Origin of the sequence: Microcoleus sp. CZ3-B2 (assembly GCF_036705055.1) — a bacterium.
Classification (GTDB): Bacteria; Cyanobacteriota; Cyanobacteriia; order Cyanobacteriales; family Microcoleaceae; genus Microcoleus.
Map to the genome: position 1 here is coordinate 9,263 of NZ_JAUBTN010000022.1, position 13,443 is coordinate 22,705.

The following is a 13,443-nucleotide window of genomic DNA, read 5'->3' on the forward strand; positions in this document are numbered from 1 at the left end:
GTCGGAGTGACAGATGTCGTCGGAGTTGGAGTCGGAGTGACAGATGTCGTCGGAGTTGGAGTCGGAGTGACAGATGTTGTCGGAGTTGGAGTCGGAGTGACAGATGTCGTCGGAGTTGGAGTCGGAGTGACAGATGTTGTCGGAGTTGGAGTCGGAGTGACAGATGTTGTCGGAGTTGGAGTCGGAGTCGGCGTTGGAGTTGGCGGTGGCGGCGGTGGCGCTACATCGTTATCTGCGATCGCCACTCTCACCCCTGGAACCACCACCACATTATACTTAGCATCAGTGCTGCTCGCACTGTGAGTAATTTTCCCGCTGTGTGAACCTTCCACCACCGCATCGTCAACAGCCATCACTGTAACGGGTTGAGCGACATTCCAATTATTGGGAGTGAAAGTGATAGGGGCGATCGGCTGAATCTGATTATCTGTTGTGAGAGTTAGAGTTACAGGGGCGATCGGCTGCGATTTCAGTGCTAAAGTGTACGTACCGTTTGCACCGCCTTCGGTAGCAGTTGTTTCGGCAACACTAACAGAAACACCAGCCGTATCATTGTCCTTATTGGTAATACCAACATCCGCCACCTCTCGGTTGCTGTAATTCGCATCTGTACTAACAGCAGCAGCCGTGACAATTTTGTACTCAATATCGCCGTCAGCAATACTGTCATTAACTCCAGTTACTGTCACCGGTTGCGGCACATTCCAGCTAGCCGGAGTGAATGTTATACTGTTAGTTGAAACTGTTCCTTCCGCAACATTGGAACTATTCAAACCGATAGTCACATCAGCAGTCGGCTGAGTATTCAAAATCACAGTAAAGTCAGTCTTAGTGCCATCTTCGCCCGTAGTCAAGCCCGCCGTCGGATTCACCGTAATTCCCGGAGTTTCATTGTCACTGTTAGTGACGGCGACATCATCAGGATCGAGGTTATTGTAATTAGCATCGGTACTGACAGCAGCAGCCGTGACTATTTTGTAAGGTTGAGGGCCATCAGCTACTAAATCGTCAACACCACTCACCGTGATTGGTTGTGGTTGATCGTAGTTAGCAGAAGTGAAAGTTAAGCTATTAGTTGAAACGGTTCCTTCTGCAACATTGGAACTGCTCAAACCGAAAGTAACATCAGCAGTTGGTTGAGAGTTGAGTTTGACAGTGAAGGTAGCAGTGCCACCGACTTCACTTGTACTTAATGCTGTTGGGTTAACAGTAAAGCCAGCTTTGTCATCATTAGTAATAGTTGTGGTAGCGGTAGCAGTGGTAATTGTCGGTGTTACGCCTGGGCTGGTGGGATTGGACAGGGTGACGGCAATGGTTTCGTCGGGTTCAACTAGGGTGTCGCCTAATACATCGAGAGTAATGGTTTTGGATGTTTCACCAGCCGCAAAATTAATTGTGCCAGTAGCAGTAGTTGCCCCTGAAGTGCCGCCGATGTTGTTATAATCGCTGACGTTTGTAGCTGTTCCTCCTATTGCATAATTGACGCTACTTGCCCCGCCTGTGTTGCCGCTGCGAGTCGCGGTGAAAGTCAGAGGAGTTGTGTCGCTATTACCTTCGGGAATGCTGGGAGTACCGGCGGCAATGGCATAAGAAACAGTACCGTTGGCTGCAATAGTTAATGTTGTTTGTTTTGTTGTACCTGCAACGCCTCCGGTGATTGTGCCAAAGTTGAGAATTGCGGTTTCGGCGTTTTCCGGGAGATTGTCGGGTTTGATAGTAACTGCAACATTCTGGGTGAGTGCGGCACCTGTTGCACCTGCGGGGAATGTAATTGAGGTAGGTAAAAAGGTGTAGTCTGAATTTTCGGTGGCTGTGCTGCTAGGGTCGATCGCAATTGGTACAACTACATCGCCCAAGGGAGTGTCGCCACTGATGGTGACGGGAATCTCAACTGCGGTGTCTGTGGTTCCTTCTGTACCGCTGTATGTTGCAGTACCAAAATTAACTGTATTGGGTGTATTTAGCAGCACCGAAACGTTATCGGAACCGTTATTTGTTACTGCCAAATCCGGGAGAGTATCAGCATTAAAGTTGCCGGCAATAATGGAATATGGATCTGTGCCCGCAGCAAAGTTAATGGGGGCACTAAAACCGCCAGTACCGTTACCAACTAAAATTGCAGCGCCGCTGCTGCTTCTTACTGCTAAGTCAAGTTTGCCGTCTCCGCTAAAGTCATTCGCAACAATGCCTTCCAGCCCTGTCCCCGCGCTAAACCCAGTGGCCGCGCCAAAGCCACCAGTGCCATTTCCTAATAGAATTGAGACATTGTTAGAACCGTTGTTAGCTGTGGCTAAGTCGAGGAGATTGTCTCCGTTAAAGTCCCCAGTGGCGATCGAATTTGGATTTATCCCTGCTGCAACATTAGTCGGTGCACCAAATCCGCCCGTACCATTCGCTAAAAAAACAGAAATGGTGTTAGATAAACTATTCGGCACAGCTAAATCGGAAAAAGTATCTCCGTTAAAGTCCCCCACTGTCATGAAAGCGGGAATTGACTGCGCGCTCAAGTTAGTGTTGAAATTCAATGCCCCGCTGCCACTGCTATTTGCCAGCAAAATTGTGACAGTGCCAGAGGGACTGCCAGGGCTTGAATTGACTACTGCTAAGTCTGAAAAGTTGTCGCCGTTAAACTTCCCAACTGCAACCGAGATAGGAGATACTCCTGTAGGATATGGAGTGGGGCTGCCAAAACCGCCCGTACCATTTCCTAAGAAAACGAAAAGGGCGCCACCAGTGCCCCTACCAACTACTGCCAAGTCGGGGAAATTATCATTGTTAAAATTGCCGATCGCGATCGATTGGGGACGTGACACCGCCAAGGTAGGAATAGGCGCGGGATTAAAGCCACCGATGCCATTTCCTAACAGGATAGAAACATTATTAGATCCTTGGTTTGCTACAGCTAAATCGGGTTTGCCGTCGGCGTTAAAATCCCCCGTAGCGATGCCCGCAGGACTTGTCCCCGCACCAAAATTAGTTGCCGCACCAAAACTATTCAAAACGTACTCGTAACCTGCCAATACTTCGGCTGCAAATATTAGCGGTGTTTTGATTTCTCCGCTGCTGATTTCCAGTTCCCAGTCCCCGCCCTTTGCTACACTTCCCGTGAGGTTTTGCGAAGCTGCAACACTAGCGCCGGTTAACTCACTCAGGCGTTTTATAAATGCTTTACCTGTCTCGCCTGCTGCTACGTTGCACCCGTACAAAAGAATGTGAGGTCGATTGTTGGGGATTGAGTCGGTTCGTGGCGAAAACCACTGCTGTAGATCATGCCGATCGCCCTCAATATCATCTAAACTCAAGCTACCGCCGCCCAATTGCAAGCTGCCGGGAGCACCGTGAGAAACTATGTGAATGCTGTCAATACTGGTTCGATCGCGTAAAACTTCAGTAATTTGGGCGATCGCATCTTGATTCCCATCCAAAACCACTACTTCCGTACCCGGTTTTACCCCGGCAATCAAACTTTGATAATTTGGTACTTGAGTGTCGATAAAGGCGATCGCACTTACTGAAACTCGATTATTTAATTTCGGCATAATACACCTGACTCGGGTAAAAAAGACAACAATTCCCCGGTTTCGCGACTTGCATCCGAAACTCTTTTTGAAGCTTGTAGCAACCATAACAGTTGTTTCAGAGAAAACATATAAATTTTTCTCCATATAAACACTTAGTTATTAAAGCTTTGATAAAGATACAAAAATTAATTAAGTAATATTGCGTACTATCCAGCACGAAGTTGATAATTCTACACAAAATCAATGAGTTGCCAGTGTAATTATATCTAAGTATTAATATCGTCTTTTTGATAGATATGTGCGATCGGGGCGGGTTTATGAGATTATGGGTCTTAGGCAATTATTTCTCGTAAAACCCGCCCCTACAAGTTATTCGTTAGAATATTTAAGGGCGATCGTAAATGAAATGCACAAGGGCGATCCGGTGCTTTATTTCTGAGCTAAAATTGCATCATAATCGCCATGAGTCCCTATCCAAAACCAGATAATACCTTCAGGTTTCTCAACTCCCAGAGCTCGGTAACTATCGCCTACTCGCACCGATTGCAATTGCTTTCGCCTGCCAACTTTTTTTTAAATGCAGTGAAGGATGATACGGATCGACTTTTAGTAATTGTAATTTTTATCAGCTAAGGCTTGTATTTCTTTAGGTAGCTGGCGATAGCACTGCCAAAAACGCGGTAAAGTCAGATGTTTCATAACACTTTAGTCAATCCCGCTTCATACTCTGCATCAACTTCATCAAGTAGCGCATCTAACCGCCCATCCTCCAAATCCTCTTCAATTTGCCGGTCCCAAACTTGTTGGCGATACTCTATCAGCCAAGCCGTTAGCTCCGATAGTTCCTTAACCGACAAATTCATAATTGCTGTTTCAAGTTCTTTAACGCTCATACATTTTGCCACATTATGATATTATTAATATAGCAAATTATTTGCACTTAAATTCAACTCCCATCAATCCCTGCCAAAATCCTCTCAGCATCCCCGCACAAAGCATCGTGACAGCAACCGTTACTCGCCAACAATCCCCCCCACTGACTCACATCTCCCCGGTTGTACTGCAAAGCAGAACCATCAAAACGAGTAAATCGACCGCCCGCCTCAGTCAAAATTAATTCCGGTGCCGCCAAATCCCAATCCTTCGGTGCAGACTTCCCCGAAAGCGCAATATAAACATCAGCTTTTTGTTCCACAATTGTCGCAATTTTGCAGCCGATACTTCCCACAGCTAGTTGATTTTGACAAGGGAGTTTTTGTAACAATTGATTAAAGCGATCGTCCCGGTGACTGCGGCTGGTTACTATAGATAAATCTGCCACTACATTGCGCGCAGAAACCTGCAATTTCACCGCAGAACCCCCGCGACTTTCCCCAAAAGTACCAGCATCTCGAATTGCGTAATAAATCTTTTGCTGTTGCGGCCAAGCGACAACTGCCAATACCGGTCTTCCATGATATGCTAAAGCAATGTGAACGGCAAATTCGCCTGTCCTGTCAATAAAATCGCGCGTTCCATCCAAAGGGTCAATAATCCAAACCCAATCTTGAGTTAAGGCAACTTTCCCGTTTTTTTCTAAATAAGCTTTGTAAGTTTCTTCGCTGAGATAACCAAATTCTGCATTCCCTAAAACAGACTGCAATTCATCTAAAATGTAAGAATTAACAGCGACATCGGCCGCCGTAACTGGGCCGTCTTTTTTCTCTTGAATGTCGAGGTTGGGAGTCTGGGAATCGGGGCGATAGTAGGATTGCAAAATATCTGTCGCACCCCAAGCCACCGCCCGCGCAATTTCGCTTAATTCTTCAAGATTTTTCATTTTTTCAACCGTAGATGAACGCTGATAAACGCAGATATAGCCTTTTTAACTCTCATATGAGGTACTATCCAGGATAGGGCATAGGGCATAGGGCATAGGCCAAACCGGGCATAGGGCATAGGGCTATCCTCACCACGCTTGAGAACCGCGATAGATGTTCGTGTTTGCAAGTTGTCAACTGTCAACTGACAACTGTCAACTGACAACTACCAATTAATATGAGGATATTTCCATTCATAATAATTGGGAAACACAAAATTAGTAAACGACACCGAAATACTCACTTCCAGCGATTTTACATGATGCCACCAACCCACAGGAATAAATATAACTTCTCCCGGTTCTAAAATTACCTCAATAATTTTAGCATCTCTGTAAAGCGGATATTTGTCATAGTCGGGATTCTCGCCATCAACCTTGCTAAAAACTCCGACATAATTGTAAAGCAGAGGCGTTTGTTGCGGAGAAATCAATTTAATCAGTTTGCGTCCCGATACCTGTGCTAAAACTAAGTTAACTGGGTCGTGATGCAGCGGCGTAATTGTACCCTTCGGGCCGAACCAAAAGAAAACTCTGCCTTTTGTATCGCCGGGATTGAGGTATTCTGGGAAAATCTCAAAGTCGTTAAATAGCGATTTAAATTCTTCTCTTTCCAGAGTTTGATTGTTAGCAACCATGTAGCAGTCGTTGCTGGGCCCACCGTTGACGACCCTATCTACATACTCGCGGAAGAAAACGATTTTTTTGTGGTTGTGTACCTTAATTTCGTAATCCGGGTCTGAGTTGCGGTTGGCTTGAATTTCTACCTCTGCATCTCCGTATTTTTGCTGCAAATACTCCGGTGTCCACAACTGTAATGCTTTCCAGTTGTGCATGATGTTGGTAATAATTACGGGAGTATTTTTAGCGTAGTAATTTTCTAAAAAATACTCTCTGGAAAGGCTGCTTTTGCGTTCGATTGTGCCAAACTTGGAAGAGAGTGCGGCTAATTGATTGTTGATGTTGAGTTGCGATTCCAGTTTCTGCAATAGCTGTACGTAATGGCTACCTGCTTGGAAGTACGGATGAGATGATATTTCGGTAACTTCTGCAGTTGCTGTTTCGGCATCTATGCCTGTATTTACTAGGGCTTGAATGATTTCTGCGTCTGCTTTATTTAATAATTTGTTGGCCGCTACCCACTGTTTCAAGTTGTCGGGGACTTCTGGTTTGCTTGGCGCTGCTGTGAGTAGGTTTGGTAAGTTTTGCGTCAGCCATTCTAGATTAACCTGTTGTTCTTCGGTTAGGGTAATCCGCAAGGGGGGAAGTGTGATGCTTAGGGGTTGAGTTTCAGCCATGATTTGAGTGTTTTGTTTTGGGGTAGTTTTGTTTTGCTTGCAGGTGTTTTACTAATATAGCAATCTTGTTTGATTTGTGGATTTTTTGGGCGAACCGCGAAGACGCAAAGGGCGCGAAGGAAGAAAGGAGAGGGTTGATATGATTATTTTAGCTTAACAAGTGTTGTCTGTTTCTGTTTTCTGGGTGCGATCGCTTTTTTCCGGATATTTGGGTTATTTTAAAGTTAAGGTTGAATGTTTTTTATCCATTGACGGGTTCCGAAAGTTTTGCAGGAATTGGAAGCTATTTTGGCGGCTGCCGTGAGGGCATTTGTAAAGTTGTCTTGTAAAATATGGTGACAGAAAGCGCCGTGAAAAATGTCGCCTGCGCCTAAGGTGTCTGCGGCTTGGATTTGAGGCACTTCTAAACTGCCGAAACTGCCTTTACTGAGGTATTTAATCGGTTTTTCGCCGCGCGTGATGGCAATGTGGGGAATTCCGGCTGCTGAGAGGTAAGCAAAGACTTGTTCTGATTTTTTGCAGTCGGGCGGATGAAAGTTATCGGAACATACGGCCCATTTAACGAAGGGTAAGATTTCTGTTAATCCTGGTTTCCAACTGCCGCCATCGAGGACGATGGGAATGTTTTTTGATTGGGCGAGTTCAGCGATTTCTTGGCTGGCTGGAATTTGGTGTCCGTCAAACAGTATGATATTAACTGATGTTAAAATGTCCTGGTTAATTGTTTGACTGTCAACTTGCGATTTCGTAGCATTGATGGAAATTACCGATCGATCGCCCGTTGCTTCAGTTACAATAATCGAAGAAACTGGCGGAGAGTGCGAGATCCCTGGTTGCAAATCGATTATCCTGACATTATACTCGGCTAAGTCTGCACGGATCAATTGGGCGATCGCGCCACTGCCCAAAACCCCCGCCAACACCGACGCATTCCCCAAACAGCTAAAAGTCACCGCAGCATTTGTCGCCGGCCCGCCCGCAGCAATGGTACAATCAGCAGCAACAACTTTCTGATTTTCACCCGGAGGCTTCTCGGCTAAATAAACTAAATCTAAAGTCGCCAATCCCAAAAATAATCCAGTTTTCATATCCGCATTAATCCGCGTACATCTGCGGTTAAAAACAAAAAAATCTCCTAATGCAGCCAAATCCTAACACAGGAACACTTTACATTGTCGGAACCCCAATCGGCAACCTCGAAGACATGACATATCGCGCTATCCGAATTTTACAAACAGTAGATTTCATCGCCGCCGAAGACACCCGCCACACAGGCAAACTTTTACACCACTTTCAAATCAAAACACCCCAAATCAGCTATCACGAACACAACCAACAGCAGCGACTCCCCGAATTAATCGACAAACTGCAGTTAGGAAAAAGTATCGCCATTGTAACCGACGCTGGAATGCCTGGAATTTCCGACCCCGGATACGAATTAGTCAAAGCCTGCGCCGATGCTAACATTAACATTATTCCAATTCCCGGCCCCAGCGCCTGCATAGTCGGGATAAGTGCATCGGGATTACCTACAGACAGATTTGTATTTGAAGGATTTTTGCCCGCCAAAGGTCAAGAACGCCAGCGGAGTTTAGAAGCTTTGCAAATAGAATCCCGCACTATTATCTTATACGAATCTCCCCACCGGTTGCGGCAAACTTTACAAGATTTAGCAAATACCTTGGGAACCGACAGACACATTGTGCTGGCGAGAGAGTTAACTAAAATGCACGAAGAGTTTTGGCGTGGTAATATCGAAAGTGCGATCGAACTTTACACCGCACGCGAACCCCAGGGAGAATTTACCCTCGTAATTGGCGGCCTGCAAACAGACGCACCAATTTTCTCCGAAGACGCCATCAAAGCCGAATTACAAACATTAATAGCAGAAGGCATCAGCCGTTCCCAAGCCAGCCGCCAACTCGCCCAACAAACATCCCTCCCCCGCCGCCAAATCTACCAACTCGCCCTCACAATTGGCGACAACGAATCACTAGAATAACCCTCCTTTCTTCTCCCCCTCTCCCACTCTCCCCGTCTCCCCCTCTCCCACTCTCCCCCTCTCCCACTCTCCCCCTCTCCCCCTCTCCCCCTCTCCTCAGCGCCCTCTGCGGTAAAAAAAGAAACTCAATAATCACACTAATAATTCTATGGTACGCGGAAACTACGATCGCCAAAAACCCTACTTACGCAACCCCCACATCAACAAACCAATCGCCGAAATCTATGCAGACTTAGATGCCTTTAGCTGGGAGATATTTGAAGACCAACCCCACCGCTTCGATACCGTCAGTTTCTACGTCTTGCTTCCCCCGCTATTTTACGAAGGAAAATTCATCAAAGGAATTTACTTAAGCGAAGGAGTCGAACTAATCAACAAACTATTTCCCCAACTTTCCTCAGTATTTTTATCCTTCACCTATTCCCCCGGAATCTCCTATTCCTGGGCCCCTGTCGCCGACGCATACTCTAGTTTATACAAAAACCCGCAGCGAGATAAATGGTTTCGCGAAACTTATCCAAATCGCGCCAACAAACCAATCGTACCACTACAAGACACCGACTTCATCAACGAATACTTAATTTCCCCCCGCAACGTCCCCAGCAAAGACATCGACTTGCTAGCCGTCGCCCGAATTTCCGAAGAAAAGAATTTACCAACGATTGCTAAAGCCTTAAAAATTTACCGCCAAAAATATCCGCAAAAACCCATAAAATTAACAGTTGTCAGCGGTCACGACTTTGATGTTAATAACCTAAATACTCTCGACGAACTCGCCTTAAAAGAATGGCACCAAGTAGAGCAAATTTTAGGCAATCCCTTCGACTATATCAACTTACTGCCGAGAGTTGACTACTACAGCGAAATGCCTGTATATTATTCGCGCGCCCAAGCCTTCGTCCTCGGTTCCCTCCTCGAAGGAAAAAATCGGGGAATTACCGAAGCAATGAGTTGCAACGTACCAGTAATTTGTTTTGAAGAATTCAACCAATACGCCAGAGGAAACTCGCCAGTTTTCCCGGAAGGTGCGGGACTTTACGCCAAATTTGACCCGGAATCCTTAGCCGATACTATTCATACAGTATTGGAAAATCAAACCGAATTTAAACCGCGATATCAGTATTTAAAGCATTGCGGCCGCAAGAACTTTTTTAACACTTGTATAGATAGTTTTCCTTACTATCAGCACAACATTCCCGACTACAAACCGGGAGAAGCATTTAAGAATTTGTGGCTGGATTTGGCGGTACAGCAAAATTATCAAATTAGTTTGGATAGTTTTTTGTACGGAGGTTCTCCCCTGTCTCATATTCGCGGCATAAATACGATTCAGCAAAATCTCGGTGAGTTAACTAAGTTTCAATGACAGATAATTCGGAATGATTAAACCGCAGAGGCCACAGAGGACACAGAGGAAGAGAAGAGGGAGATGAATAATTCTGATGTCAAGGGATTTGAGATTAGTCTTCATAGCCAGGAATTTCGCTAAAGGGCTTGTGGAATTCATTCCCTAGCGACTGGTAGGTGGTCGGCTTCTGTTGACACTAATGCCCTATTCCCTATGGCAATATCCTCAAAAATCTTACTTGCTAAAACTCTTGCTAAATTCACAGGAACAGCATTCCCGACCATTTTGTATCCATCCGCAATATACTTGTACTTGAAGATAAACTCATCCGGGAAAGTCTGAACTCTCGCACACTCTCGCACCGAAAGCCTGCGGTAAGGTTGAGGGGAATTGGGGTCAAAAATGCGCTTATCTTTGCCAACCAAAATCATTTTACTAGCTTGAGGGTGCAGAGGTGCGTGTCGGCCGCCCGCCTGAATTGTAAAGGAAGGTTCGCCCCAACTTCTAACTCGATTGCGCGACATATAAATGCTCGAAAACCCCAAATCTGCACATTCGTGATTCGCGACAGCATCGTGATAATTATCTACTTTACCCTTAACTGACATTGGGGCGATCGCCTTTAAGTCAAAAATCGCATCTTCCAGCGTCAAAACATCCGTTCCAGATTTGGGAAACTCAAAACCAAAACCCAGATTTTCCCGATAACCGACAACAATTACCCTTTGTCTATCTTGCGGTACACCAAAACTTTTAGCATTCACCAACTGGAACGAAACTCGATACCCGATCGCCTCAAACTGCGATAATATATAAGTGAAAGCATCACGATTTCTAGGCGCTAAAATACCCCTAACATTCTCAGCCAAGAAAAACAAAGGCTGCTTGTCCCGCACAATTCTGATATACTCCCAAAAAAGCTGACCCCGACAATCATCAATCCCGCGTTTCGCACCCGCCGCACTCCAACTTTGACAAGGAGGCCCGCCGATAATCCCAATACAGTCGGGAATTTCATCAGAATTAATTTTTCTGATATCTCTGCGGTCTAAAATAGTTTCAGGATGATTGAAATTATACGTATCCCAAATAGACTTATCATATTCATTCGCCCAAACCGGATTAAACCCAGCCAACCGAAAACCCAAATCCAACCCACCACAACCCGAAAACAGAGAAATAATATCCAAAGCCACCTTTTCTCACCCGCAACAAATTACAATAAATCAATTATAAACATCTCTTTCCTCTCTCCCTCTGCGCCCTCTGCGCCCTCTGCGGTTAATAAAAAAAATATAATTCACACACAAACAGAATTTATCATCCTCAATGAATGCAAACTCCATCCTCCAATCTTACCAACACTTCGGCGTACACCTCGGCCTAGAAAGAATCCAACAACTCCTCCAAAAACTAGACAACCCCCACCAAAAAGTCCCCATTATCCACATTGCCGGCACAAATGGCAAAGGTTCCGTTTGCGCTTATCTCTCATCCGTATTAGCAGAAGCAGGCTATCGAGTCGGGCGCTACACATCCCCGCACCTAATCGATTGGACAGAAAGAATTTGTATCAATCAAAAACCAATTTCTACAATAGCATTGCAACAGTGTCTAGAACAAGTTGTCAGCGCTGCAGAAGGTAACACAGAAAATCCCACTCAATTTGAAATCATCACCGCTGCAGCTTGGCTGTATTTCGCCGAACAAAAAGCAGATATTGCCGTGATAGAAACAGGATTGGGCGGTAGATTAGACGCGACTAATGTTTGCGAAACTCCCCTTGTCAGTGTCATTACTTCTATCAGCCTCGACCACTGGCAAATCCTCGGCCCTACTGTCGCCGATATTGCTGGGGAAAAAGCCGGAATTATCAAATCAAAGTGTCCGGTAGTTGTCGGAGAATTGCCAGAATCTGCTAGAATAGTAGTAGAAAAACGCATTCAAGAATTAGACTGTCCGGCAATTTGGGTAAAACCAGCGGTAGATTTAGGAGAAGGATTTGCAGAATATCAGTTAAGTCAAAATTCGGTTAAAATAAAATATCAATTGCCATTGTTGGGACAAATTCAATTAATGAATTCGGCGATCGCCCTTGCAACTCTTCACACCCTCCAAAACCTAGGATGGCAAATCTCCCCCACCGCCATCGCCGACGGAATCGCCAAAACCCAATGGCCCGGAAGACTTCAGCAAACTACCTGGAAAAATCAGAAAATATTAATAGATGGAGCTCACAACCCCGCTGCTGCGATCGCCCTGCGCGAATACGTAGATCATCTTACCAGTTCCCCGTCCCCGATTAACTGGGTAATCGGCATTTTGGCGACGAAAGACTGCGATGATATTTTACAAGCTTTACTCAAAAAGGGCGATCGGCTTTACCTAGTTCCGGTATCAGATCAAAACTCATCATCCCCCGCAGAATTAGCCGCCCTCGCTCAAATTATCTGCCCCAAATTAACTGTTTGTCAAGCCTTCCCAGACTTAACAACAGCCTTAGATGCTGCAGTTGCAGGCGACAATTTAACAGTCCTTTGCGGTTCCCTGTATCTCGTCGGCTACTTTCTGCAACAACAACAATCCCAATTTTAAACGCATCAGAATTGCGTTTCTTCCTCTGTAAAAATAGGAGGCCACAGTTCCGAAACGGGCAATTCCCAACCGGGAAAAAGTTCTGCTACTGTTAAGATATCGCCATTTCCTAAAACAGTGGGTTCGCCTGTAGATCGATAAATAGTTACTGTTACTTCATCAGGATCGATCAGAATTCCGACAACCGCCCCCAACTCGATAAACTTCAAAACCTTGGTTTCTATCGGCTTAATGCGATCGCTCTGAGATTTAATCTCAACCACCAAATCGGGGACAAGTTCACCAAAATAACGCGGACTTTGGCGCAATCGGGCGGCGCGCACAAAAGAAACATCCGGTGCTTTGACATTCGTATCCGGCATAATGAAACCGCCTGCGGAGTCAAACACTCTCCCCAAGCGACGGGGATTTATCCAAGCGAAAAGAAAGGCGATCAGACGGCTACTGATTTCACTGGATACGATGTCTGATGGCCCCATAATTGAAAGTCTCCCGTCTTCTAGTTCAATTTTGTAATCTAAACCAGCTTCGGAAAAAAGGGTTTGAACTTGGTTTAAATCTTTGAGTGTCATCGCTGGCATAAGAATTTTCTCCTATTCCGATCGGAGCTTTGATTTTAACACAAGTCAAATTTATGAATATTTGAGGGATTTAGGCTATTTTTCTATAAATCATCAATCAAGCTGCATTCAGAAAGGCGATCGCACGGGATAAATAAACCCGGCTGCTGGGATGAGCGATCGTTCTTACTTATTTATCGATAAACATTTACCTCTAAAACAGTCGAGATTGACTTGTCCAGAGTTATCCTCCGACTCCGC

At 45.4% G+C, this 13,443-nt stretch carries 10 protein-coding genes and 1 pseudogene; 3 read left to right on the forward strand and 8 right to left on the reverse strand.

Features of this window, described 5'->3' with window-relative positions:
- The 6 genes and pseudogenes from QUA97_RS12400 to QUA97_RS12420 all read right to left on the reverse strand — a co-directional run.
- The coding region (locus tag QUA97_RS12400) for a DUF4347 domain-containing protein (protein ID WP_333194738.1) at positions 1 to 3,539 on the reverse strand (3,539 nt) is incomplete at its 3' end.
- Between the two features lie 411 nt (positions 3,540 to 3,950).
- Positions 3,951 to 4,082: pseudogene (locus tag QUA97_RS28300) on the reverse strand (ParE family toxin-like protein); the annotation flags it as partial.
- Between the two features lie 134 nt (positions 4,083 to 4,216).
- Positions 4,217 to 4,414, reverse strand: a complete 198-nt coding sequence (locus QUA97_RS12405; RefSeq protein ID WP_333115767.1) for a hypothetical protein — start codon at positions 4,412 to 4,414, stop codon at positions 4,217 to 4,219.
- A 53-nt stretch (positions 4,415 to 4,467) separates the two neighbouring features.
- A complete protein-coding gene (locus QUA97_RS12410; protein WP_333194739.1) occupies positions 4,468 to 5,340 on the reverse strand; it encodes a 3'(2'),5'-bisphosphate nucleotidase CysQ family protein in 873 nt (290 codons plus the stop codon).
- Positions 5,341 to 5,546: 206 nt separating this feature from the next.
- Positions 5,547 to 6,677: a cupin-like domain-containing protein gene (locus tag QUA97_RS12415; protein WP_333194740.1), complete on the reverse strand. Its 1,131-nt coding sequence runs from the start codon at positions 6,675 to 6,677 to the stop codon at positions 5,547 to 5,549.
- 224 nt (positions 6,678 to 6,901) lie between these two features.
- A complete protein-coding gene (locus QUA97_RS12420; RefSeq protein ID WP_194070748.1) occupies positions 6,902 to 7,765 on the reverse strand; it encodes a sugar kinase in 864 nt (287 codons plus the stop codon).
- A gap of 50 nt (positions 7,766 to 7,815) precedes the next feature.
- Here QUA97_RS12420 and rsmI point away from each other — a divergent pair, with 50 nt between their 5' ends.
- Both rsmI and QUA97_RS12430 read left to right on the forward strand, forming a co-directional pair.
- Positions 7,816 to 8,679 (forward strand): 16S rRNA (cytidine(1402)-2'-O)-methyltransferase, encoded by an 864-nt coding sequence (gene rsmI, locus QUA97_RS12425; RefSeq protein ID WP_194070749.1) that lies wholly within the window; start codon positions 7,816 to 7,818, stop codon positions 8,677 to 8,679.
- 148 nt (positions 8,680 to 8,827) lie between these two features.
- Positions 8,828 to 10,045: a glycosyltransferase gene (locus QUA97_RS12430; protein WP_333194742.1), complete on the forward strand. Its 1,218-nt coding sequence runs from the start codon at positions 8,828 to 8,830 to the stop codon at positions 10,043 to 10,045.
- 137 nt (positions 10,046 to 10,182) lie between these two features.
- Here the strand turns inward: QUA97_RS12430 and QUA97_RS12435 are convergent, their stop codons facing one another.
- Entirely contained in the window at positions 10,183 to 11,223 is a 1,041-nt protein-coding gene (locus QUA97_RS12435) for a DNA cytosine methyltransferase (protein ID WP_333194743.1), read from the reverse strand.
- Positions 11,224 to 11,356: 133 nt separating this feature from the next.
- Between QUA97_RS12435 and QUA97_RS12440 the strand changes: the two genes are divergently transcribed.
- The gene (locus QUA97_RS12440) at positions 11,357 to 12,622 is read left to right on the forward strand and encodes a bifunctional folylpolyglutamate synthase/dihydrofolate synthase (RefSeq protein WP_333194744.1); all 1,266 of its coding nucleotides are present in this window, start codon (positions 11,357 to 11,359) and stop codon (positions 12,620 to 12,622) included.
- Between the two features lie 5 nt (positions 12,623 to 12,627).
- On the opposite strand, the gene QUA97_RS12445 is transcribed toward QUA97_RS12440, so the two are convergent.
- Entirely contained in the window at positions 12,628 to 13,203 is a 576-nt protein-coding gene (locus tag QUA97_RS12445) for a Uma2 family endonuclease (protein ID WP_333194745.1), read from the reverse strand.
- Positions 13,204 to 13,443: the final 240 nt, after the last annotated feature.

Excerpts from the sequence above, each read along its gene's own strand:
- QUA97_RS12430 (WP_333194742.1), top strand. The coding sequence starts at position 8,828 with ATGGTACGCGGAAACTACGATCGCCAAAAACCCTACTTACGCAACCCC.
- QUA97_RS12440 (WP_333194744.1), top strand. The coding sequence starts at position 11,357 with ATGAATGCAAACTCCATCCTCCAATCTTACCAACACTTCGGCGTACAC.
- QUA97_RS12405 (WP_333115767.1), bottom strand. The coding sequence starts at position 4,414 with ATGAGCGTTAAAGAACTTGAAACAGCAATTATGAATTTGTCGGTTAAG.
- QUA97_RS12410 (WP_333194739.1), bottom strand. The coding sequence starts at position 5,340 with ATGAAAAATCTTGAAGAATTAAGCGAAATTGCGCGGGCGGTGGCTTGG.
- rsmI (WP_194070749.1), top strand. The coding sequence starts at position 7,816 with ATGCAGCCAAATCCTAACACAGGAACACTTTACATTGTCGGAACCCCA.
- QUA97_RS12415 (WP_333194740.1), bottom strand. The coding sequence starts at position 6,677 with ATGGCTGAAACTCAACCCCTAAGCATCACACTTCCCCCCTTGCGGATT.
- QUA97_RS12445 (WP_333194745.1), bottom strand. The coding sequence starts at position 13,203 with ATGCCAGCGATGACACTCAAAGATTTAAACCAAGTTCAAACCCTTTTT.
- QUA97_RS12420 (WP_194070748.1), bottom strand. The coding sequence starts at position 7,765 with ATGAAAACTGGATTATTTTTGGGATTGGCGACTTTAGATTTAGTTTAT.